The 21,679-nt window shown below is 69.7% G+C and carries 21 protein-coding genes, 3 tRNA genes and 2 pseudogenes; 19 read left to right on the plus strand and 7 right to left on the minus strand.

Features of this window, described 5'->3' with window-relative positions; all coding sequences use genetic code 11:
- Window positions 1-93 (minus strand): annotated as a pseudogene (locus tag M6444_RS22940) (PadR family transcriptional regulator); the annotation flags it as partial.
- A 59-nt stretch (window positions 94-152) separates the two neighbouring features.
- Here M6444_RS22940 and M6444_RS08420 point away from each other — a divergent pair.
- Window positions 153-359: pseudogene (locus tag M6444_RS08420) on the plus strand (class I tRNA ligase family protein); the annotation flags it as partial.
- 107 nt (window positions 360-466) lie between these two features.
- Here M6444_RS08420 and M6444_RS08425 read toward each other — a convergent pair.
- Together M6444_RS08425 and M6444_RS08430 are read right to left on the minus strand one after the other, a co-directional pair.
- Entirely contained in the window at window positions 467-670 is a 204-nt protein-coding gene (locus M6444_RS08425; RefSeq protein WP_298325660.1) for a hypothetical protein, read from the minus strand.
- Window positions 671-728: 58 nt separating this feature from the next.
- Window positions 729-801, minus strand: a tRNA-Lys gene (locus M6444_RS08430).
- A 208-nt stretch (window positions 802-1,009) separates the two neighbouring features.
- Between M6444_RS08430 and M6444_RS08435 the strand changes: the two genes are divergently transcribed.
- The 14 genes from M6444_RS08435 (at window position 1,010) to M6444_RS08500 (ending at window position 14,714) form a co-directional block, all read left to right on the plus strand.
- Window positions 1,010-1,375 carry a DUF488 domain-containing protein gene (locus tag M6444_RS08435; RefSeq protein WP_298325503.1) on the plus strand — a complete coding sequence of 122 codons (366 nt, stop codon included), beginning with the start codon at window positions 1,010-1,012 and terminating at the stop codon, window positions 1,373-1,375.
- The gene (locus M6444_RS08440; protein WP_298325505.1) at window positions 1,372-1,524 is read left to right on the plus strand and encodes a hypothetical protein; all 153 of its coding nucleotides are present in this window, start codon (window positions 1,372-1,374) and stop codon (window positions 1,522-1,524) included. Before M6444_RS08435 ends, M6444_RS08440 begins: the two co-directional genes overlap by 4 nt.
- A 208-nt stretch (window positions 1,525-1,732) precedes the next feature.
- Window positions 1,733-2,119, plus strand: coding sequence for a hypothetical protein (locus M6444_RS08445; protein ID WP_298325508.1), 387 nt, complete (start codon window positions 1,733-1,735; stop codon window positions 2,117-2,119).
- Complete coding sequence (locus tag M6444_RS08450) at window positions 2,116-2,445, plus strand: transcriptional regulator (RefSeq protein WP_298325511.1); 330 nt, start codon at window positions 2,116-2,118, stop codon at window positions 2,443-2,445. Before M6444_RS08445 ends, M6444_RS08450 begins: the two co-directional genes overlap by 4 nt.
- Window positions 2,446-2,691: 246 nt before the next feature.
- The gene (locus M6444_RS08455) at window positions 2,692-3,975 is read left to right on the plus strand and encodes an FAD-binding oxidoreductase (RefSeq protein WP_298325514.1); all 1,284 of its coding nucleotides are present in this window, start codon (window positions 2,692-2,694) and stop codon (window positions 3,973-3,975) included.
- 216 nt (window positions 3,976-4,191) lie between these two features.
- Window positions 4,192-5,505 carry a diaminobutyrate--2-oxoglutarate transaminase family protein gene (locus M6444_RS08460; protein WP_298325517.1) on the plus strand — a complete coding sequence of 438 codons (1,314 nt, stop codon included), beginning with the start codon at window positions 4,192-4,194 and terminating at the stop codon, window positions 5,503-5,505.
- A complete protein-coding gene (locus tag M6444_RS08465) occupies window positions 5,502-7,022 on the plus strand; it encodes a pyridoxal-dependent decarboxylase (protein WP_298325519.1) in 1,521 nt (506 codons plus the stop codon). Before M6444_RS08460 ends, M6444_RS08465 begins: the two co-directional genes overlap by 4 nt.
- Window positions 7,019-8,806 carry an IucA/IucC family protein gene (locus tag M6444_RS08470; RefSeq protein WP_298325524.1) on the plus strand — a complete coding sequence of 596 codons (1,788 nt, stop codon included), beginning with the start codon at window positions 7,019-7,021 and terminating at the stop codon, window positions 8,804-8,806. Before M6444_RS08465 ends, M6444_RS08470 begins: the two co-directional genes overlap by 4 nt.
- Window positions 8,803-9,381: a GNAT family N-acetyltransferase gene (locus M6444_RS08475; RefSeq protein ID WP_298325527.1), complete on the plus strand. Its 579-nt coding sequence runs from the start codon at window positions 8,803-8,805 to the stop codon at window positions 9,379-9,381. Before M6444_RS08470 ends, M6444_RS08475 begins: the two co-directional genes overlap by 4 nt.
- A 73-nt stretch (window positions 9,382-9,454) precedes the next feature.
- Window positions 9,455-10,780 (plus strand): SidA/IucD/PvdA family monooxygenase, encoded by a 1,326-nt coding sequence (locus M6444_RS08480; RefSeq protein WP_298325529.1) that lies wholly within the window; start codon window positions 9,455-9,457, stop codon window positions 10,778-10,780.
- Window positions 10,777-12,552, plus strand: a complete 1,776-nt coding sequence (locus M6444_RS08485) for an IucA/IucC family siderophore biosynthesis protein (protein WP_298325532.1) — start codon at window positions 10,777-10,779, stop codon at window positions 12,550-12,552. The genes M6444_RS08480 and M6444_RS08485 overlap by 4 nt, the downstream gene beginning before the upstream one ends.
- A 161-nt stretch (window positions 12,553-12,713) precedes the next feature.
- A complete protein-coding gene (locus M6444_RS08490) occupies window positions 12,714-13,349 on the plus strand; it encodes a cob(I)yrinic acid a,c-diamide adenosyltransferase (RefSeq protein WP_298325535.1) in 636 nt (211 codons plus the stop codon).
- Window positions 13,350-13,360: 11 nt separating this feature from the next.
- Window positions 13,361-13,990, plus strand: a complete 630-nt coding sequence (locus M6444_RS08495) for an MBL fold metallo-hydrolase (protein ID WP_298325538.1) — start codon at window positions 13,361-13,363, stop codon at window positions 13,988-13,990.
- Between the two features lie 97 nt (window positions 13,991-14,087).
- Window positions 14,088-14,714, plus strand: coding sequence for a hypothetical protein (locus tag M6444_RS08500; protein ID WP_298325542.1), 627 nt, complete (start codon window positions 14,088-14,090; stop codon window positions 14,712-14,714).
- Between the two features lie 265 nt (window positions 14,715-14,979).
- On the opposite strand, the gene M6444_RS08505 is transcribed toward M6444_RS08500, so the two are convergent.
- On the minus strand, window positions 14,980-15,330 hold the full coding sequence (locus M6444_RS08505) for a metallopeptidase family protein (protein WP_298325548.1): 351 nt from the start codon (window positions 15,328-15,330) through the stop codon (window positions 14,980-14,982).
- Between the two features lie 68 nt (window positions 15,331-15,398).
- On the opposite strand from M6444_RS08505, the gene M6444_RS08510 reads away from it, so the two are divergent.
- The 3 genes from M6444_RS08510 to M6444_RS08520 all read left to right on the plus strand — a co-directional run bounded on the left by M6444_RS08510 (window position 15,399) and on the right by M6444_RS08520 (window position 17,191).
- Window positions 15,399-16,928: a metallophosphoesterase gene (locus M6444_RS08510; RefSeq protein WP_298325551.1), complete on the plus strand. Its 1,530-nt coding sequence runs from the start codon at window positions 15,399-15,401 to the stop codon at window positions 16,926-16,928.
- A gap of 69 nt (window positions 16,929-16,997) precedes the next feature.
- Window positions 16,998-17,070 (plus strand) — tRNA-Glu (locus M6444_RS08515).
- A gap of 46 nt (window positions 17,071-17,116) precedes the next feature.
- A tRNA-Asp gene (locus tag M6444_RS08520) sits at window positions 17,117-17,191 on the plus strand.
- A gap of 77 nt (window positions 17,192-17,268) precedes the next feature.
- On the opposite strand, the gene M6444_RS08525 is transcribed toward M6444_RS08520, so the two are convergent.
- Both M6444_RS08525 and M6444_RS08530 read right to left on the minus strand, forming a co-directional pair.
- Window positions 17,269-18,348 carry a Vms1/Ankzf1 family peptidyl-tRNA hydrolase gene (locus tag M6444_RS08525; RefSeq protein WP_298325554.1) on the minus strand — a complete coding sequence of 360 codons (1,080 nt, stop codon included), beginning with the start codon at window positions 18,346-18,348 and terminating at the stop codon, window positions 17,269-17,271.
- A 74-nt stretch (window positions 18,349-18,422) separates the two neighbouring features.
- Entirely contained in the window at window positions 18,423-18,908 is a 486-nt protein-coding gene (locus M6444_RS08530) for a Fur family transcriptional regulator (RefSeq protein ID WP_298325558.1), read from the minus strand.
- Between the two features lie 125 nt (window positions 18,909-19,033).
- On the opposite strand from M6444_RS08530, the gene M6444_RS08535 reads away from it, so the two are divergent.
- Window positions 19,034-19,732: a response regulator transcription factor gene (locus M6444_RS08535; protein WP_298325561.1), complete on the plus strand. Its 699-nt coding sequence runs from the start codon at window positions 19,034-19,036 to the stop codon at window positions 19,730-19,732.
- Window positions 19,733-19,751: 19 nt separating this feature from the next.
- Here M6444_RS08535 and M6444_RS08540 read toward each other — a convergent pair whose 3' ends face one another.
- Window positions 19,752-21,449 (minus strand): GAF domain-containing protein, encoded by a 1,698-nt coding sequence (locus M6444_RS08540; protein ID WP_298325564.1) that lies wholly within the window; start codon window positions 21,447-21,449, stop codon window positions 19,752-19,754.
- Window positions 21,450-21,679 lie beyond the last annotated feature (230 nt).

The raw sequence follows: 21,679 nt of genomic DNA on the forward strand, positions 1-21,679 counted from the left end.
ACGCCAGCTCTGCAGTTCGGACCGCACCTGGTAGCCATGCGCGCCGCCGGAGAGGTGCACGATACCGAGTACCAGGAGCTTCGTCGCCGACATGCTCGCCTCCGCTCAATCCGCTTGGACTCACTCCGTAGGCTAGGGCCACGAGCACCCCAGTGTTGACGGCGGTGGCGTGGCCTTACGCCAACGGCCCCCGCCACATTGGCCACGTGTCAGGCTTCGGCGTCCCCTCGGACGTCTTCGCGGGGTATCAGCGGATGGCAGGCAGCCCGGTGCTCATGGTCAGCGGCACCGACGAGCACGGCACGCCGATCCAAGTGCAGGCCGACGCCGAAGAACTCACACCGCAGCAGGCCGCGGACCCCAGGACACCGGTGGCGAGGTTACGCCGGCCGACAGTTCAGAATCCGCGGGCTCGCGGAACTCATCGCCGAGACGACGACGCACCACGTTGATAGCGACCCGCAGCTCAACGCCTGGCGGTGGTCCACGACCGAGCATTATCGACTTGTTGCATCACGGCCAGCTTCGTGAAGATCAGCGCGATGACCACTGAGACCCATTTCTTGAACCAGCCATGCGTCTTCTCCCAGGCCAGGCCCATGATGGCTAGCGGGCCCGTGACGACGGCGATGTCGAGCAGCATGGTGAGCACCAGTAGAGCCGCGAACACGGCCAGACGCGACGCCAACCGTCCGTTTCATGCAAGGCAACCTTGCCGGTCAAGCGAGTGGGCCCCCGGGGGATCGAACCCCGAACCCGCGGATTAAAAGTCCGCTGCTCTGCCGATTGAGCTAGAGGCCCGGACTGGCCGGCCGTCCGATCACCAGCCGCGAGCAACGGCTGGCCCCGGAAAGCGACCAGTTCCCGACGTCGCGGCCGCTGCGCCTCGCGTCAATGCTGAAGCGCTCACGTCCGCCACGCCCTGGCTAGAGTATCCGGGCAGCGTGGACCTCTCCCAACCGAGTGCCGACAATGGGGGCAGCGCACTCGCGCGGCGGAGGTGACGACGATGGCTCAGCGCACGATCCGGGTCCGCCGTGTCTATGACGAACCCGACGGCCAAGACGGCACCCGCGTGCTGGTCGACCGCGTATGGCCGCGCGGTGTTCGCAAGGACGACCTGGACATGGACGAGTGGCTCAAGGACGTCGCCCCGTCGGCCGAGCTTCGCAAGTGGTTCGGGCACGACCCGGGAAAGTTCACCGAGTTCCGGCGTCGCTACCGCGCCGAACTCGACCACGCCGACGCCCGGGAGGCCCTGGACCGGCTGCGCAGCATCGCCGCAGCCGGACCGCTCACGCTGCTCACGGCGACCCGCGACGTCGACCACAGCCAGGCCGCGGTGCTGGCCGAACTGCTGCGGGAGGCATCATGAGCTCCGAATCCGATCGGTCCGCCGACTACGACGAGGGCGGCGACCCGGCGTGCTGGCTGGCCGGAGTGTGCCCAGAGTGCGGCCGGTTCGTACCCACCGAGCCTCCCACCACGTGTCCGCGCTGTGGGACCGAGATCACCGGCTACTGACGACTGCCACCGTTGCGAGACCCCGTGGCCGACGCCACGCGCACAGCCGACTTCCGGAGCCGGAGACCTGATCAACAAACAATAGCTTGCCCGCCTCGCATACACTTGCCTAGATGGCAAGTGCATGCCACTATGGAGTATGGATTCCAACGAAGAACACGCTTGGGCTGCTGAACAACTCGCCCGTGCCGACAGCGTCACGTCGAGGATGAGAACCGCCAGCACGCGACGAACCCAGATCTACCTGGTGGTGTGGGCGGTTTCGTCAGCCGCACTCGTGCTGGGCATCGGCCTGCTGGACACCATGTGGCTGATCGCCTCGATGGCGGTGTGGGCAGTCGTCGTCGTGGTCGGCGTGCTGTGGTCCCGTCGATGGGGATCCGTCGGCATGGGCTCCACAGCCCAGGTCCGCCGCGGCACTTTCGGCTGGGCCGTCGTGTACGCCATCGTCATCGCCTGCGGATCCGGAGACAAGATCGAAAGCCTGTGGTTCTGGGTCGTCGGAGCTGCCGCTACGGCCGTACCGCTACTCATGGCGGCACGCCAATGCGCCCGATGCAGCGACACTGGCGGCGACACGGGGGCCCCGGCATGAGCTCGCATCCGCGCCACGACCTCGATCCGGTGCTCGAGTCTCCGATCCGGTTGTCGATCGTTGCCGCGCTGGCCGAGGTGGAGCGGGCTGATTTCGCCACGGTCCGTGACACCATCGCGATCAGCGACTCAGCGCTGTCGAAGCAGCTCACGCACTTGGAAGATGTCGAGTACGTCGTCATCGACAAGGAACGAGCGGGGCGTCGTACGAAGACGTGGCTGTCCTTGACCGAGACCGGTGACCAGGCACTCCGCTCGCACCTAGATGCTCTGCAGCGAATCGTCGACTCAGCCGCTCGCAGAGGCGCGGCAACCACGGACCGGTGAGCGTCTCCCAGTATCAGGCACCGTCGCGGCGGCCCGATTGCACGACTCCGCACCCAACCGGCCCACCGCGCTCATCCGGCCCTACTGTGGGGCGAAGTGGTCAATTCGCGCTACCAGTGGTCACCACAGGAGAACATCGCATGACGTCGAGCGCCCTCCACAACATCGTCACTCCGCGCTTCCGCGACAGGTTCAACGGTCAGATCATCACGCCCGGCGATCCCCGGCTACGACGCTGCCCGCACCGTGTACGTCGGTGGTTTCGACCACCACCCGACGGTCGTCTTCCGGCCCACGAATGCGACCGACGTCGCACGAGTGGTCGAGGCTGCCGCGGACAGCGGCGCTGAGCTGGCCGTTCGCAGCGGCGGGCACAGCTCGTCCGGGCACGGCGTGAGCGATGGCGGCATCACGATCGATCTGTCCGCCATGCGCAGTCTCGAGATCGACCCCGAAGCCCGGACGGCGCGAGCCGAGACAGGCCTGACCGCCGGTGAATACACCACGGCTGCGGGCAAGTACGGCTTGGCCACCGGCTTCGGCGACGCCGGCACCGTCGGCATCGGCGGCATCACCACCGGCGGTGGGGTGGGGTTCTTGTCCCGCCGGTTCGGCCTGACCATCGACGACGTGCTGTCGGCCGAAGTCGTCACGGCTGACGGGCGCATCCTCGACGTCGACTCCGAAAACCACCCCGACCTGTTCTGGGCGATCCGCGGCGGCGGCGGAAACTTCGGCGTGGTCACCCGCTTCACCTATCGCCTGCACGACGTGCCGTCCGCGGTCGGCGGCATGCTCGTGCTGCCGGCCACGCCTGAGGTCATCGACGGTCTGCTCGCGGCCGCCACCACTGCGCCGGAAGAGCTGTCGGTGATCGCCAACGTGATGACGGCGCTCCCGATGCCCTTCATCCCGGAAGAGCACCACGGCAAGCTCGTCGTCCTCGCGTTGTTCTGTTACGCCGGCAACGCCTCGGACGGCGAACAGGCGCTAGCGCCGTTCCGGTCGTTGGCGACGCCGCTTGCCGACATGGTCCGGCCCATCACCTACCCCGAGATGTACCCGCCGGCCGAGGAGGGCTTCCACCCGACGGCCATCACTCGCACGGGTTACGCCGACACCATCGATGACACCGCCATCGGCACCATCCTCGACGGCCTCACGGCTTCCACGGCCGCGATGCGAGCGGTCCAGATCCGTCCCCTCGGCGGAGCCATCGACCGCGTCCCGGCCGACGCCACCGCCTACGCACACCGCGGCCGACCCTTCATGGTCAACGTCGCGACGTTCTACGACAGCCCGGCCGACCGGCCCGAGCGCGCGAAGTGGGCCACCGACCTCGCCACGGCCCTGCACAACGGTGCTGACGGCGCCTACGTCAACTTCCTCGACGATGACGGCGCGGCCCGCATCCGCGCGGCCTACCCCGGCGCCACCTGGGACCGGCTCGTCGACGTCAAACGCCGTTACGACCCGGCCAACCTGTTCCACCTCAACCACAACATCGTCGCTGCGGACAGCGGGTCCTGACCCCGCGGCGCGAACACTTGGGGCGCGGAAACCGCGCTTGACCCAACCATCGCGAAGCCACCTGCATCGGCGCATCGTCACCGGTCCGGCTATGGGTCGGCTGACCGACCGCTGATGTGATTCACGACACTCACCGTCAATCGAGCGATCTCCCTTGCGTCACGAGTTAGGTTAGGCAAACCTTGTTTAGCCGATCTTTCTCGTGAAGGGAACCCTGTGGCCCCATCCAGCCTGCTCGACCGCCAACGACACCGCGAGTCCTCAGCCCGCTCCTACGCCAGACGGCTGCCGGTCGAACTGGTCCACGGTGCGGGGACGACGGTGCGGGATCGCCACGGCAACACCTACCTTGACTGCCTCGCCGGTGCCGGCGCGCTCGCCCTCGGCCACCACCACCCCGTGGTCGACGAAGCGATTCGCCGCGTGCTTGACGACGGCACGCCGCTGTCCACGCTCGATCTACCGACCCCCGTCCGGGATCGCTTCATCGACGCGCTCTTCGACGTCCTGCCCGAACATCTGCGCCAGGGACGGATCCTGTTCTGCGGTCCCACCGGCGCCGACGCCGTCGAGGCCGCGGTCAAGTTCGCCCGCACGGCCACCGCACGCTCGGGCGTTCTCGCTTTCGGCGGCGCGTACCACGGCATGACCCAGGCAACGCTGGCCCTGACCGGTCGCCGGTCAGCCAAGGAACCGCTGGGCCCGCTCCTCGCCGACGTCCATCACCTGCCGTTCCCGACGACGTACCGCTCACCGTTCGGCTCCGACGGCGGATCCAGCGCCACCCGCCTGGTCGAATGGGCGCTGACCGACGACCACAGCGGCATCCCCGCTCCGGCAGCCGTCATCGTCGAGCCGGTTCAGGGCGAGGGCGGCGTCAACCCGATGCCGACCAGCTTCGGCGCGGCGCTGCGACGCACCACGCGGTCGACCGGCGCGATGCTGATCGCCGACGAGGTGCAGACCGGGCTCGGCCGTACGGGCGCGCTGTGGGCCAGCACGCACGCAGGGCTGGAGCCCGACGTCATGGTGCTGTCCAAGGCGATCGGCGGTGGGCTGCCGCTGGCCGTCATCGTGCACCGCGACCACCACGACAGCTGGAAGCCCGGGGCACACGCCGGCATCTTCCGCGGCTCGGCCCCGGCACTGGCCGCGGGTGCCGCGACGATCCGCGAAGTGGTGCGGGCCGGGCTGGCCGAACACGCCGCCGAAGTCGGCGACCGCATGCTCAAGGGGCTGGAATCGGTGAGCGGCGACGACCCACGCGTGGGCGACATCCGCGGCCGGGGCCTGATGCTCGGCGTCGAACTCGTCGCCCCCGGGCGGCACGACTCCACCGGCGTTCCCGTGCCCGACGGGCAACTCGCGGCCACCGTCCAGCGCGAGATGCTCTCCCGCGGCGTGATCGTCGAGGTTGGTGGCACCGACGACGCCGTCGTGCGGTTCCTGCCGCCGCTGATCATCACCGCCGACGAGGCCGATCAGGTGGTCGACGCATTCGGCGCAGCCCTGCGGGCGACCATCCGATGAGCGCCGCCCCGTCTCGGGCGCTGTTCCTCGACGGCAGCGCCGCCTCGCACGAGACCTTACGCGCGGCCACTGCGGCCATGATCGACGTCGTCACCGCCACCGACGATCGCGGGCCGTTTCCGCCCAGCTCGCCGGACGAGCTCCGCTCGGCCATCGCCGGATGGGATCCGCTGCCCGACGACGGCGCCCCGCTCGCCGCGGTGCTCGACGGTCTCGGCCGCGACGTCCTGGCCCGTGGCGCCCGCGTGAGCGACCCGTGGTGTGCTGCGCATCTGCACCCGCCGACGCTGATCAGTGCCGCGGCCGCGGAGCTGGCCATCGCCGCCACCAACCAGTCGATGGACTCGTTCGATCAGGCGCCGGCGGCGACGTACGCCGAAGACCACCTGGTCACCAGGCTGACCCGGCTCCTCGGCCTGCCGCAGACCGCCACCGGGGTCCTCACGTCCGGCGGCACCGCGTCCAACCTGCTCGGACTGCTGCTCGCCCGCGACCACGCGGCAGGCGGGCCGAACCTCGCGGGGCTGCCCGACAGGTCAGCGCGCTGGCGAATCCTCGCCTCGAGCGGCGCGCACGTCAGCATCCGGCAGGCAGCTGCCGTCCTCGGGTTGGGTCGCGACGCCGTCGTGGCCGTCGCCGTCGACGAGACCGGGCGGATGGACGTCGACGCGCTCGACCGGACGCTGGACACGCTGACCCGAGCGGGCACCACGCCGATCGCCATCGTCGCCACCGCGGGCACCACGGACACCGGCGCCGTCGACCCCCTCGACGCCATCGCCGATCGCGCCCGCACCTACGCGATGTGGTTCCACGTCGACGCCGCGGTCGGCTCCGCCTTCGCCCTCAGCGACCGGCTCACGCCTCTGCTCGACGGGATCGAGCAGGCCGATTCGGTCACCGCTGACCTGCACAAGCTGTGGTGGCAGCCGATCGGCGCCAGCGCGTTGCTGGTCCGCGACGCCGAGACGATGGCCGGGGTCCGCGAGCCCGCCGACTATCTCAACCGCGCCGAGCCGGGCACCGCGCTCGACCTGGTGGACCGATCGCTCGACACCTCCCGCCGCTTCGACGCGCTCAAAATCCTGGTGTCGCTGCGAACGACCGGGCGCCGCCGGCTGGGCGCGATGGTCGAGCACGTCGTCGCCTTGGCCCATCGGGCCGGCGACGTGATCCGTGCTCAGGACGGCCTCGAGTTGCTCAGCGAACCGCAGACGGTGACCGTGCTGTTCCGCTGCCACCCGCCCGGCGCATCCGACGACGAGCTGGACGCGCTGAACGTCGACGTCCAACGCCACCTGCTCGCCACCGGTCGCGCCGTCGTCGGGCGGACCCGCCACCGCGGTCGGGTCGCGCTGAAACTCACGTTCGTCAATCCGCTCACGACCCACGACGACGTCGCGGCCCTGGTGCTGCTCATCGCCGACACCGCGGCCGAGCGAATCGCCACCCCGTCGCGCCGCCCGCACCCGTGGGCCCTGCCCACACCGAGCCGAGGCGAAAGGACCACCGCATGAGCGTCCAGACGACGCCGCGCACCCGGTCACCGCACCAGGCCGCCGAGGACGCCACCAGCCGCGCACTGTTGACCTGCTGGCTTCGTGAGGTGCCCGGTTGGTCGGTCGATCAGTCCGCGAGCGGGCTCCACGCCGTGATCGCCCTGCCGCGATGGAACGCCCAGCTCATGGTCCGCATCCGCCGGTGGTCGGCGACGTTCCGGCACGACCTCGATCTGCCGGTGTACCTGCACGTCAGCGGTGCCGACGCCCGTCCGGTCGGGCTGCCCGCGCTGACCGTGTTGCTTACCGACGCCCTCAACGACCACCCGCGCGGCCCTGGCCGCCCCGACGCCCTGCTCACGCGCGCGCTCGACAGCGCGGCCGCCGTGAGCGAGTACCTCACCGAGCGCGACAGCGACGTCGATCACCTGTTCAGCGCGGCGCCACTGACGTTCGGTGAGTCCGAGCAGGCCCTGCTGCTGGGCCACTTGTCGCACCCGACGCCGAAGGGCCGTGGCGAGATGAGCGTGGCGCAACGACGGCAGTACGCCCCCGAACTCGGCGGCCTGTTCCCGCTGCGCTGGCTCGCCGTCGACACCGACATCGTCCGCCACGCCAGCGCCGTCGGCACCCCCGCACCGCAGTTGACCGAGCAGCTGCTGCGCGACGACCCCGCCACCGACGGCCACGCGCTCGACGCCACCCTGCGCGGCGTCGGGGCGCGTCGGGTCCTGCTGCCGGCGCACCCGTTCGAAGCCGACCGGCTGGCTGCCGATCCCGCCACCGCCGCGCTGTTCGACGACGGCGCCGTCGTCGACCTCGGCCCCTGGGGATCGCCGTACGCCCCGACGACCTCCGTCCGCACCGTGCACCGCCCCGAGGCGCCGTGGCAGCTGAAGTTCTCGCTGCACCTGCGGGTGACGAACTCGATGCGAGTGACGTTGCCGAAGGAGCTCGACCGCGCGGTGGAGTCCGCCCGTCTGGCCGGCACCGCGATCGGCCGGCGAGCTGCGGCCGTCGCCCCGCACTTTCACCTGGTGCAAGACCCCGCGTACCTGACGGTGGCCACCGCAGAACGCATCCACGACGGCTTCTCGGTGCTGTTGCGTGAAAACCGGTGGAGGCCCGGCGGGCCCCGCGACGTCAGCGCGCTCACCACCCTGTGCCAGGACCACCCCTACGACGGGCGCAGCCGCCTCGCCGCGATCGTGGCCGCCATCGCCGCCCGTGAGCACCGCCCGGAGCCGGACGTGGCGCGCGACTGGTTCGCCCGGTTCTGCGACGTGGTCGTGCGCTCGCTGGTGCGGCTGTATCTCGACGTCGGCCTGTGCTTCGAAGCGCATCAACAGAACACGCTCGTCGAGCTGTCGGACGGCTGGCCGGTGCGCGGCGTGTACCGCGACAGCCAGGGCTACTTTCACCGTGAAGCCGCCCACCCCGACCTGACCGCGGTGATCCCCGGCCTCGGTGAGGCGAGCGAGTCGATCTTCGGCGAGAAGCTGGCCGACGAGCGGTTGGTCTACTACCTGTTCGTCAACCTCACCCTCGGCGTCGTGAACGCGCTCGGCCCCTGCGTCGACGAATCGGTCCTCCTGGCCGACCTGCGCCGAGTCCTCACCGCGGAGCGCGCCCGCGGCGGGCGATACCCCGCCACGTTGCTCGATCGACTCCTCGATGACGACCAGTGGCCGTGCAAGGCGAACCTGCTCACCCGCGTGCACGACATGGACGAACTCGTCGGCGACATCGCCACCCAGTCCGTCTACGTCAGCGTGCCGAACCCGCTGCGGTGCCGGGCGTGAGCGCGCCGTGGTCGGCGCAGCTACCGGGGACGCGGGTGCGGATCGACGTCGTTCCCGCCACCAGCCGCGCGCACGCCGAGCTGGTGCATGACTGGATGAACCGCCCGCACGTCGTCCCGTGGTGGCGACTCGGCCACTCCCTCGACGACATCCGCCGCTACCTCGACGGGCTCACCCACCTCACGCCGTGGATCGTCAGCGCCGACGGCGTCGCGTTCGGCTACGTCGAGACGTACCGGGTGAGCGACGACCCGCTCGCCGCGGCCTACGACGCCGACGATGACGACGTCGGCTGGCACGTGGCCGTCGGGCCGGTCGAGCTGCTCGGTACCGGGGTGCCGCGACTGCTGGCCCGGGCGGTCCTGGCTTACCTGTTCACCGACGCCCCGCGCGCGGTGTGCGAGCCCGACGTCGCGAACGCGCGCATGCTCGCCTTCTGCCGGCGCCTGGGCCTGGACCATCTCGGCGACGTGGATCTACCGGACAAGCGGGCGGCGCTGATGGCGTGCACCCGGGCGGCGTTCGACGCCCGCTGGCCCGGCGATCGTGCCGCCATCCAGCACAACACCCGGTGATCGTTGGCGCGTTGTGGTGCCCCGGGCAGCCAGATAGCGCCAATGATCACCGCAGGGAGAGGAGGAGAAAACGATGCGGGAACTCGATGTCGTCGGCGTCGGGCTCGGGCCGTTCAACCTGGGCTTGGCCGCCCTGCTGGATCCGGTGACCGACGTTCGGGCGGCGTTCTTCGAGGCCGCGCCGGGCTTCGCCTGGCACCCGGGCCTGATGTTGCCCGGCGCCACGCTGCAGGTGCCCTTCCTCGCCGACCTGGTGAGCTTGGCCGACCCCACCAGCCGGTACTCGTTCCTGAACTACCTGCATGACCGCGGGCGCCTGTACCGGTTCTATTTCTACGAGCGCTTTCACGTCCCGCGCCGCGAGTACGACGCGTATGCCCGCTGGGTGGCCGAGCAACTGGCGTCATGCCGGTTCGGCCGCCGGGTGGAATCCGTCGTTCCCGCCGGGCCGCGCGGGTGGACGGTGACGGTACGCGACGCCGCCGGCGACGCCGCGAGCTACCGCGCGCGGCACGTGGTGTTCGGGGTGGGCAGCCGGCCGTACGTCCCGGAGGTGGCGGCTGGTCACTTGGGCGACAACGTCTTCCATTCCGCGCACTATCTGAGCCACCGGGAGAAGGCGGTCACCGCGGACGCCGTCACGGTCGTCGGCGCCGGGCAAAGCGCCGGGGAGATCGTCGCCGACCTGCTGGAGACCGGGCTGGACGACGGCATGGCGCTGGACTGGTTCACTCGCGCCCGGGGCTTCCTGCCGATGGAGTACTCGAAGCTCGGGCTGGAGCACTTCACGCCGGAGTACATCGCGCACTTCCACCACCTCGCCCCGCAGGTACGCGACGAGATCCGCGCCGGGCAGGACCTGCTCTACAAGGGCTTGTCCGCCGAGACGAGCGGGCGGATCTTCGACCTGCTCTACGAGGCGACCATCGACCGGCCCGACCCGCCGGTGGCCTACGCCGGCGGCTGCGAGCTGGTGGGCATGGAGCCGTCACCCCGGCCCGGCCGGCGCTGGCGGCTGACGTGGCGGCACCGCGACGAACGACGGACGTTTCACCGCGACACCGACGTCGTCGTGCTGGCCACCGGGCACGTCCCGGCGCCGCTCCCCCTGCCCGACGACGTCGTCGCGCTCGATCACGCCGGGAGGCCGGACGTCACGCTCGACTACCGGCTCCGCCGCGCCGACGGCACCCCGTCGACGTTGTTCGTGCAGAACGCAGAGCTGCACACCCACGGCGTCGGCGCGCCCGACCTCGGTCTCGGTGCACACCGCAACAGCGTCATCGTCAACGCGATCACCGGCCGCGACGCCTACGCCGTCCAGGACCGCACGGTCTACCAGCGGTTCGGCACCGCGTTCTCGACCGAATCCGCCCAGCCCGTGGAGGAACCGGCATGACCTCGCCCGACCCCGCCAGCACCGCCCTGACGCCACACCTGTGGTCCACCGCCAACCGCGAACTCGTCGCGAAGATGCTCACCGAGTTCAGCTACGAAGAGATCATCACCCCCGATGTGGCCGACGACGGCACGCTGCGGTGGGACCTGGGGACCGGTGTGCTCACCGCGACCGCCACCCCGCGCGCGATGGGCTGGTGGCGGGTGCATCCGGACTCGCTGCGCTGGAGCGCCGGTGCGTTGCCGGACGCCGCCGACCTGCTGTCGCTGGTACTCCAGCGCGCCGGTGCCGACGCGTCGATCATCGCCGCCGTCATTGGTGAGGTGTCGTCCACTCTGTTGTCCGACGTCGTGCAGCTCTCGCGGGCCCGAGCCGCGAGCGAGCTCGTGGACCTCGACCCGGTACTCGTCGAGAGCGAGCTGCGCGGGCATCCGTGGATCGTGGCGAACAAGGGCCGAGTCGGCTTCGGCGCGCAGGACCTGTTGGCGTATGCACCCGAGACCGGCCCGGACATCCGGCTGCACTGGCTCGCAGCCGACCCGGCGATCGCCGATGCCGTGTCGGTCGACGGCCTCGGCCACCACGACGTCGTCCGCGAGCAGGTGGGCGACGCCGATCTCGACCGGCTGCGCGCCCGCGCTCAGCTCGGCGGCCTCGACCCGGACACATGCGTCTACCTGCCGGTACATCCGTGGCAGTGGTCGAACCGCATCGTGCCGTTGCATGCAGTTGACCTGGCCCGCGGCGCGCTGGTGCCGCTCGGCGAGGGCAGCGCCCGTTACCGGGCCCAGCTGGCCATCCGCACCCTCACCGACATCGACCACCCGGAACGGCGCTACCTCAAGCTTCCGGTCTCGATCCTCAACACCTCGGTGTACCGGGGCCTGCCGCGCGAACGTACCCTCGCGGCCCCCGAACTGACGCAGTGGCTGGCCGGCACCGTCGCCGCCGACCCGTTCCTGCGCGAGACCGGGATGATCCTGCTGGGCGAGGTGGCAGGCGTCAGCGTGGCGCACCCGACGTACGCGGCCCTGCCGGGCGTGCCGTACCAGTACACCGAGATGTTGGGCGCGATCTGGCGCGAGCCGGTCCAGCCGTACCTGCGCCCGGGCGAGCAGGCGGTGTCACTGGCGGCGCTGCTGCACGTCGATTCGGCGGGGAACTCGTTCGCCGAGGCACTGGTGCAGCGCAGCGGGCTCGAAGCGTCGGAGTGGATCCGGGCGCTGCACGACGCCCTCCTGCCACCGTTGCTGCACGTGCTGTACCGCTACGGCGCGATGTTCTCGCCGCACGGGCAGAACTGCATGATCGTGCATCGCGACGGCGTGCCGACCCGGCTGGTGGTCAAGGATTTCGTCGACGACCTCGCGATCTGCTCCGAGCGGCTGCCCGAGCACGCTGGGCTGACGCCGGCGGTGCGCGCCGCATTGGCCGACGTGACGCTCGAGGCGAAGAGTTTGATCAAGTACCTGCAGAACGGGCTGCTGGTGTGCGTGTACCGGTACCTGGCGGAGATCGTGGCGACTCGGCTGGGGATGAGCGAGGCCGCGTTCTGGGCTTCGGCGCGGGCGACGCTGTCGGCGTACCAGGAACGCTTCGCCGCCGAGTTGGCCGACCGCTTCACCATGTTCGACCTCGAATCGCCGTCGTTTCCCAAGTTGTGCCTGAACCGGCTGCGCCTGTTCGAGCGGGGCTACGCCGACGACCCCGACCGCCCCGTCATCGCCGCCCGCGGTCACGTCCCCAACCCCCTCGCCGCCAGCATGAAATGATCATGTTCACTAGGCAATCCCCAACTCCACCACCCGTGCACGCCTGTTGGCGCGGCAGAACGCCTCGTGGTGTCTCCGTTGCCGGCAGCCGCGGGCGGCTTCCACTGCCAGGCAGCGGCGGGCGCCCCTTCCCGGCGCCCACGGGGCCTAATGTGGAGCACGTGGTCAACCTGACGAAGATCTACACCCGGACCGGCGACGACGGCACCACCGGCCTCGGCGACTTCTCGCGCACCAGCAAGAACGACCCCCGCCTGGCCGCCTACGCCGACGCGAACGAAGCCAACGCCGTCATCGGGGTCGCCATCGCCACCGAACGCAGCACGGGCAGCGGCGATCTCGGCGACGACGCCCTGGCCACCCTCACCCGTGTCCAGAACGACCTGTTCGACGTCGGGGCCGACCTGTGCATGCCGCTGCGCCCGGAGTACGAGCACCCGCCGCTGCGGGTCGACGCGGCGTGGATCGGCGAGCTCGAAGCGGACTGCGACCGCTACAACGCCGAGCTGGGGAAGCTGCGCTCGTTCATCCTGCCGGGCGGCACCCTGACCGCTGCCCACCTGCACGTCGCCACCACGACCACCCGCCGCGCGGAGCGCTCGGCCTGGCTGGCCATCGACACGTACGGCACCGAACCCGACGGCGGCGTCAATCCACTGACCGCGAAGTACCTCAACCGGCTCTCGGACCTGCTGTTCATCCTGTCGCGCTACGCCAACCGGCACGAGGGCGACGTGTTGTGGCAGCCCGGCGGTGGCCGGGTGGAGGCGCCGCCGAAGCGGGGCCGGACGAGCTAGCCTCGGGGCCTATGAAGCTGACCAAGTACGAACACGCCTGTGTACTCGTTGAGGACGGCTCGGCCCGCGTCTTGATCGACCCCGGCGCGTACTCCCACGGATTCGAGCAACTCACCGGGTTGACCGCGATTCTCATCACCCACCAGCACCGCGATCACCTCGACGTCGACCGGCTGCGGCCGCTGCTCGAGCGCAACGAGGGCGTGCAGCTGCGAACCGACGCGGGGTCCGCGGCGATTCTGGCCGAAGCCGGCATCGCCGCGAAGGAGGTCCGGCCCGGCGACGAGTTCGACGTCGGCACGAAGGTCAGCGTGCACGGCAGCCAGCACGCGGTGATCCATCCGGACGTGCCGATCGTGCCCAACGCCGGCTATCTGATCGGTGACCGCTTCTTCCACCCGGGCGACGCGTTCACCATCCCCGATGTCGACATCGACGTGCTCGGCCTGCCGACCGGCGCGCCGTGGCTCAAAGCGAGCGAAGCGGTGGAGTACCTGCGCGCCGTCACGCCGAACATCGCCATCCCCATCCACGAGGCGGTCCTGGCTTTCCCGAAGATGCACTTCGACCTGTTCGAACGACTCGCTCCGGAGGAAACCCGGCTCACCGTGGTCGAGCCGGGCACGACCATCGAGGTGTGAGATCGTCGACGGCGCCGACGATGATCCGGCCCGCGCCATCGGGCGGGGTCGACGGCGACGGTGAGCATGCCCGCGGTCAGCGAGGGACAATGAAACGGTGAACGACAGCGACTTCGAGCACCCGCGGCGACCGGTGCTGCGCGGCGACCTCCCCGACGTCGCTGATGACGCCGATCCCGCCGACCGTACGGCCGTGGCGCACGCAACGGCCGCGGCGGTCCTGCACGCCGCGCGTGACGACGACTCCGCACCGGGGACGACCCGCCGTCTCCTCGACCTGGCCGACCGGGTCGGCCTGGACGAGATCGCCGAACTGTGGCGGGAGTCCGGGCCACAGACCCTTCCGGGCACGCTGTGGTCGCTGTACCTCCTACGCAGCTGGGTTCATCGCAACGGCGCCGAGGCCGCGCGCGTGTTCGCCGCGGGCGAGAAGGTCGCCGAGGTCTCCACCGTGGTGGCCGGCGTGGCTCACCCGCCTGGACCCCACGAGGTCGCTGCGCTCGGCAACGCCATTCTCACCAGCGCGTTCACCGGCGATTTCGCCGTGGCCCTCGAGCGAGCCAGCGCATTCTGCCGGGTGGTCGCTGCCGGGCGTGCCCACCTCGCCGACCACGAATTCGACGACGAGGGGCAGCGCCAGACTCGGCTGGCGCGCGGAAACCTGCGGATGGCCGAAGAGCTCCAGCACGCCGCTGCGCTCTGGCGACGCCGCGAACTGCACTGACCTCAGGCGCCCCTGGCACGCTGAGTCGCGCTTTTCAACGTGAGTCTCGACACGTCGCACGGTTGGGCCAGGCGCTCTCGTTCGGGTATTTTCGAGTCTGGCGACAGCCCTTCGGGGCCCTCGCTGGGCGTCGGGCCGCGGTAACCCCGGGTCCCACTATTTAGCCGCTACGAGCGGCCGTTGCGCCGAGAGGCGTTCCCGGTCCGGCGTCCGTTCCACTCTTTCCGGCTGGTGCCGCCACACCAGAGCCGGTCGATGACCGGCGTCAGGACCACCCGAGCTCGTGTAGTCGGTCATCATCGATGCCGAAATGGTGAGCGACCTCGTGCACCACGGTCACCAGCACTTCCTCCACCGCATCGGTCCATGTTTCGCACAGCCGCAGGATCGGCAACCGGAAGAGCCTGATGACGTCGGGCAACACCCCGCTGTAGAACTCGCCGCGCTCGGTCAACGGCGTGCCTTCGTACAGCCCGAGCACGTCGGCGGCGTCGGGCGGCGGTTCGTCCTCGACCAGGACGACGACGTTGTCCATCATCTGCGCAAGCTCGCCCGGAATCTGGTCCAACGCCTCGGCGACCAGCTCTTCGAACTCCGACTCGGTGAGTTCCAGCACGGCTCCAGTGTCACGTGCCGACACCGATGATGCCGATGCCGGGGGGCCGATGTGTTAACAACGATGATGTGGAGACGACCAGCGTGGCCGGTGGGCCCCCTGCGCCCGAGCCTCCCCGGCCGCGCCGGGTGGGGCTGCGCCCGGAGACGTGGCCGTCCTGGATCCGGCGCGCTTTCTCGATCATCGCGCCGGTGGTCCTGGCCCTCGGCGGCGCGTGGGTCGCGCTCGTCGTCGCCGGCACCACACATTCGTACGTCGGCCCGTTGGCCGTGGACGTGGCGTTCGAGCCGTCACTGTCCGGCGAGTCGATCATTCATCTCGACCCCGTCGGGGCAGTCATCCTCGACACGCATTCCGGCCCGGTCACGCTCAACATCTCCGTCCGGCAACTGGATCTCGACGGTCTCAGCGGTATCGTCTCCGACCCCTATTCGCTGACCGAGCTGGACGACCAGGTGGTCAGCGGACTTCAGGACCTCATCATCGATGCGGCGATCCGCTCGGCCATCATCGCCGTGATCGGCGGGACGCTCGGGGCTGCGCTGGTCCTGCGATCCGTGCGGCGCACGCTGCTGGCCTTCGCCGTCACGGTCGCGGCGCTCGTGGGCACGGCCGGTCTAGCCGCCGTCACGTTCGACCGCGAGGCGGTGCGCGAACCCACCTATGCCGGCCCGCTCACCGCCGCTCCACAGTTGATCGGCAACGCCGAGGACATCGCGACGAACTTCGACGCCTACGCCGAACAGCTCGCCGGCTTCGTCACGAACGTGGCCCGCGTCTACAACACCACTTTGAGCCTGGACACCTTCCAGCCGGCCGACGACACGATCCGGGTACTGCACGTCTCGGACCTGCACCTGAATCCGGCGGCGTGGGGCATCATCGGCTCGGTGGCCGAGCAGTACGACGTCGACGTGATCGTCGACAGCGGCGACATCGTCGATCAGGGCTCGCCGGCCGAGAACGCCTATGTGCGCAGCATCAGGACCTTGTCCGGCTACCCCTACGTCTTCGTCAAGGGCAACCACGACTCTGCCGCCACAGCCGCCGCGGTCGCCGCGGAGCCCAACGCCGTCGTGCTCGACGGGGAGCCGGTCGAGGTCGCCGGCCTGCGCTTCGTCGGCGCTCCGGACCCGCGTTTCACGCCGGACAAGTCCGTGCGCGGGGTGCCTGACGACACCATCCGGCTGGGCACGGAGGAACTCGCCGACGCCGTGGACGAGCTCGATCCACCGCCCGACGTGGTCGTGTATCACGACCCCAGCCACGTCGAGCTGTTCGACGGAATCACGCCGCTGGTCCTGTCCGGGCACATGCACCAGCGCGACACCTACACCCTGGACGAAGGCACTCGCGTGATGGTTCAAGGCTCCACCGGCGGCGCCGGGCTACGCGGCCTGCGCAACGAGGAACCCACGCCGGTCGAGCTGTCGGTGCTGTATTTCGATCCCGACGACCGGCAACTCGTTGCCTGGGACGACTTGACTCTGGGCGGGCTGGGGCAGACGAGTGCGCAGATCGACAGGCATCAGGCCGAAGCCGACGTCGCCGCCAAGTCCCCCGAGACTCCGTCACCGTCGCAGGATTTGGAAAACTGAGCATCCGCCCCCTATGCTTTCGATGTCCCCGACGGCGACGAGCCATGGGCAATGTCGTCCAGTGGTCTAGTCCCCATCGTCTAGCGGCCTAGGACACCGCCCTTTCAAGGCGGCAACGCGGGTTCGAATCCCGTTGGGGATACGGGTGCTCCTGCTCCAGCAGGATCATCTACAGTAAGACACTGCAAGGTCCTGTGGAGCAGTTAGGAGTGCTCGCCACCCTGTCAAGGTGGAGGCCGCGGGTTCAAATCCCGTCAGGACCGCACGGACGACAACGCGGGCCCGGAGATCACCTCCGGGCCCGCGTTCATGTCTGCGGTGTCAAGCGATCGGCGGCAGGCTACGACCACCGCAAGAGCGCGGCGATCCCGTCCTGGGGCAACGATGCCGCGCCCAGGATCACGAGGTCGGCATCGGTCGCTGCGGCCGCGCAGACGGCGACGAGATCCGCCCGGAGCCTGGCGTGTTCCAAGGCTTGCTCCGGCAGGGGCAAGCCCGGGTACTCCGCCGGGGCCACCTCGCGCTGCGCCGCGATCCGCGGTGCGAGCGCCAGGGTGCGGACTCGGCCTTGGACGAGATTCTCGATGACCTCAGGCAGGCCATGGACGGCGTCGCCGCGCTGCCCGGTGCCCTCCTCGATCTCGCGCACGCTGTGCAGATGTTCCTCGATGACGGTGTCGCGGACGGCTTGGTCGACGGCGTCGTCGAGCATCTCGCGTGAACTCCCCTCGGCGCGGCTGCCGTCCTCGAGCACCACGACCTTCGACGCCGCGGGCTCGCTCAGCGCCTCCCGGATCTCCCCCACCGCTCGCACATCTCCGGTCAGCGCGATCAGCGGGACACCACCCCGCGCCCGGTGATCGATCTCGGTGGCGACCTCGTCGGCGTTGCGGCGCCACACCTCCTCGGTACGGCGCTGGTACTGCTTGTGCGCCCAGCCGCCGGCCGGGACCTTCTTGATGTGCAAGGTCTCTCCGTGGATGCTGTCCTCGTCCGTGGGATACCCGGGCCACCCGTCGTAGTACTCGATGTCCGCCCCTTCGCGGTCGGCGATCACCAACAGGACCGGGATCATCATGTCGCGATCGCTGAGCCAGCTGGTGACGTCCGGCAACGGACCCCAGGTCACGACGTCGGCAGGGTCGGTTTGACGAACCTCCTCGTCAAGCAGCACATCGCCATGGGCCGCGACCACCATCCGGTTCACCCGACCGGGGGCCGACGTGGGCCGGAGAACGTGCCCCTCCACCAGGTCCGTGAGTCCGTCAGGTGCACCGTCGCGACTGACGCGCTCCCGAGCGGAACGCCAGGCCAGCTCGATCCGATGCTCGGCGTCGGCGGTGTCCCGGGTGACGTCGACGTAGGCGGTCAGATACGGGCCGGGGTGCTGGAGCAGGGCGGACACGGTCTCGAGATCCATCGCGCCTCCTCGTCGGGTGCTTGGGCGGCACGTACCCAGCTCCCCGGGGGCCAACACGACGGGCCGGCGTCGACTCAGTCCGCCTGGCGGTCGGGGAGGCAGCCGTCGCAGGTGCCGGACAGCGCGACATGGGCAGCGTCGAGGTGAAAACCGCTGTCTCGCGCCAGCTGGCGGCCGATCGGATCGAGCAGATCAGCCGGCAGGTCGATGATCCGTCCGCACACCCGGCAGTTGGCGTGCAGGTGATCGCTTCCGCCGGAATCGGCCAGGTGGTAAGTCGTCGCGGCCCCGCCGATGTGAACGTGGGTGACCACGCCCAATTCGGTCAGCCGGTCCAGAGTTCGATACACGGTGGCCCGGTGTACCGCCGGGTACCGCTCGCTCACCCATCCGCACAGTTGGTCGGCGCTGGGGTGATCCGAGGTGCTCGCCAGAACCTCGATGACCGCCCGGCGAGCTGCGGTGATGCGGTGTCCTCCGCTGCGCAGCGTCGCGATGGCACGGGCAACCGCGCCGGAGCTGTCCGGCTGGGATTCGCGCACCCTGTGCTGCACCGTCACGCCCCAAGTGTCGCCGCGATCACGGTCGCGCGCCAGTTCGGCCGGCGTCGCGGCGAGACGTCGCCGCACCGGTTCTGGCGCCGCAAGCCCTTGGCGGGCGCGAGCAGGAGGTTTACCGTCGTTTCATGGATGATGAGGTGCACACGGCGCCGCGCGGCACGATCAGGGTGTTCCTGCTCGATGACCACGAGGTCGTCCGTCGCGGTGTCGCAGCTCTGCTCAACTCCGAACCCGACATGCAGGTGGTCGGTGAGGCCGCCACCGCAGCACAAGCCGAGGCCAGGGTTCCGGCGCTGCGACCCGACGTGGCGATTCTCGACGTTCGCCTCCCCGACGGTGACGGCGTCTCGGTGTGCCGGGCCCTGCGGTCCCGCATGCCCGAGCTGGCCTGTCTCATGCTGACGTCGTTCGCCGACGACGAAGCGCTGTTCGACGCCGTCATGGCCGGTGCGGCCGGCTACGTGCTCAAACAGATCCACGGCACCGACCTGGTCGGCGCGGTGCGCACGGTCGCCTCCGGACGCTCCCTGCTGGACCCGGAGAGCACCGCCCGGATGCTGCAGCGCCTGCGCGATCGCGGCAACCGCAAGGATCCGCTGGCGACGCTGTCCGAACAGGAACGGCGCATCCTCGATCTCATCGGGGCGGGCCTGACGAACCGGCAGATCGGCGATCGGATCTTCCTCGCCGAAAAGACGGTGAAGAACTACGTCTCCAACATCCTCACCAAGCTCGACATGCAGCGCCGCACCCAGGTCGCGGCGCTGGCCGCCCAGTTGAAGGCGGAAGCGAAGGACGAGGAGTCCGGCCACCGCTCGTCGTGAGCGGCTAGGTCGTGAGCAGTTAGACCGGTACGTGCCACCGGATGATCGTGCCGCCCTGCGGACCGGCCTGAACCTCGAATCCTCCGCCCCGTCGGCGGGCTCGCTCGCCCAGGTTCGCCAGGCCGCTGCGCGGACCACCATCGGCCATGCCGATGCCGTCGTCGGTGATGGTGACTCGGACCTCGCCCTGGTCGAGATTGACCCAGACGTCGACATGGGCCGCCCGGGCGTGCCGGACGACGTTGGCCAACGCCTCCTGCACCACCGCGCAGATGTCTTCAGCCAGGTCGTCCGGGACATCGGTGTCGAGCGCGCCTTCCAAGCGCAGACTCGGGGTGAACCCCAGCTGCTCGGCGGCGGTATGGCTGAGGTGCAGGATGCGACTGCGCAATCCCTCGTCCTCGCCGCCGTCGTCGTGTCTCGTCTGTAGCGCGAAGACCGTGGACCTGATCTGGCGGATCGTGACGTCCAGATCTTCGACCGTGCTCTCGATCCGGCGTGCGACGTCGGGCCGGTCGACCATCCGCACGACCCCGGACAGCGCCATCGCCGAGGCGAACAGCCGCTGAATGACGACGTCGTGCAGGTCGCGAGCGATCCGAGCCCGGTCGTCGATCAAATCGGACTGCTCGGCGCGCCTGCGGGTGTCGGCCAGCTCGAGGGCCAGACCCGCCTGGTCGGCGTACTGCATCAGCATCCGGGTGGTCCGGGGGGTGAACGGCACGCTGCCGGCGGCGCGGCCGAGCAGGACCGTGCCCCGGATTCGTTCCGGCGCCTTGAGCGGCATCACCACGGCGGGGCCGGCTGGGAGGCGCGTCACGAGCGGAGCGGCGTCCTCGGACTCAGGCAGTCGGTTGACCGTCACCGGTTCACCGCTGGTGAAGACCGACCCGGTCATCGAGCCCTCGATGTCCACCTGCACGCCGATGAGTTCGTCGTCACCGTCGGCCGCCACGACGGACATCGTGCGGCCGTCAGCATCGGGAACGGCGACGACGGACACAGCGGCTCTCGCCATCTCGCGGGTGCGGGTGGCGATCAGCCGAAGCGCGTCGAAGGTGTCCCGGCCGGACAGCAGTTCACGGGTGAGCTCCGCCGAAGCGTCGAGCCACCTCTCCCGCCGACGAGTGTCCTCGTACAGCCGCGCGTTCTCGATCGCGATACCGGCCGCCGTCGCCAGCGCGTTGACGATCAGCTCGTCTTGCTCGTCGAAGTCCTGGCCGTTGTTCTTCTCGGTCAGGTAGAGGTTGCCGAACACGGAGTCGCGGATGCGGATCGGCACCCCGAGGAAGCCGTGCATGGGCGGGTGACCAGGGGGAAAGCCGTACGACTCTGGAGATTCGGAGATCTCGCGCAGCCGCAGGACCTGGGGCTCTTTGATGAGCAGCCCGAGGATGCCGCGACCCCGCGGCCACTCGGCGATGGCGTCGATCTCCTCGTCGGACAGCCCCACCGGAACGAACTGGGCCAACTGGCCGTCCTCGCCGATCACACCCAGCGCGCCATAGCGGCAGTCGACCAACGACGTGGCCGCCTCGACGATTCGATGCAGCAGCGTGTCGAGGTCCAGGTCGCGCCCGATAGCCACAACGGCCTCGAGCAGCGCATGAACCCCGTCACGCGCGGTCAGCACCGCCTGCAACCTGGACTGCAACTCTTCGAGCAACGCGTCCAACTGCATGCGCGGCAGCAACCGCTGCATTACATCTTTCTCCATGCTCCCCCCCGTGATTGTCCTAGGTTGACAAACCGAGGCCGGACCTGTCCATTGTCCGGACGTATGTCGCTTTCGTGCCCTCTACCCACAGGGCTGGCTCTTACGCATGGCGTCGCCGCGCCACGACGTCCGGCAGACCCGGCCAAGAGGTGACCTACGGCCTGTCGGAGCCCTGACCTTCGCCTCCCGCGACGGCGTCGCGAATGCGGTGCACTGACCATGAGCACCGC

Origin of the sequence: Haloactinopolyspora sp. (assembly GCF_027324685.1) — a bacterium.
Classification (GTDB): domain Bacteria; phylum Actinomycetota; class Actinomycetes; order Jiangellales; family Jiangellaceae; genus Haloactinopolyspora.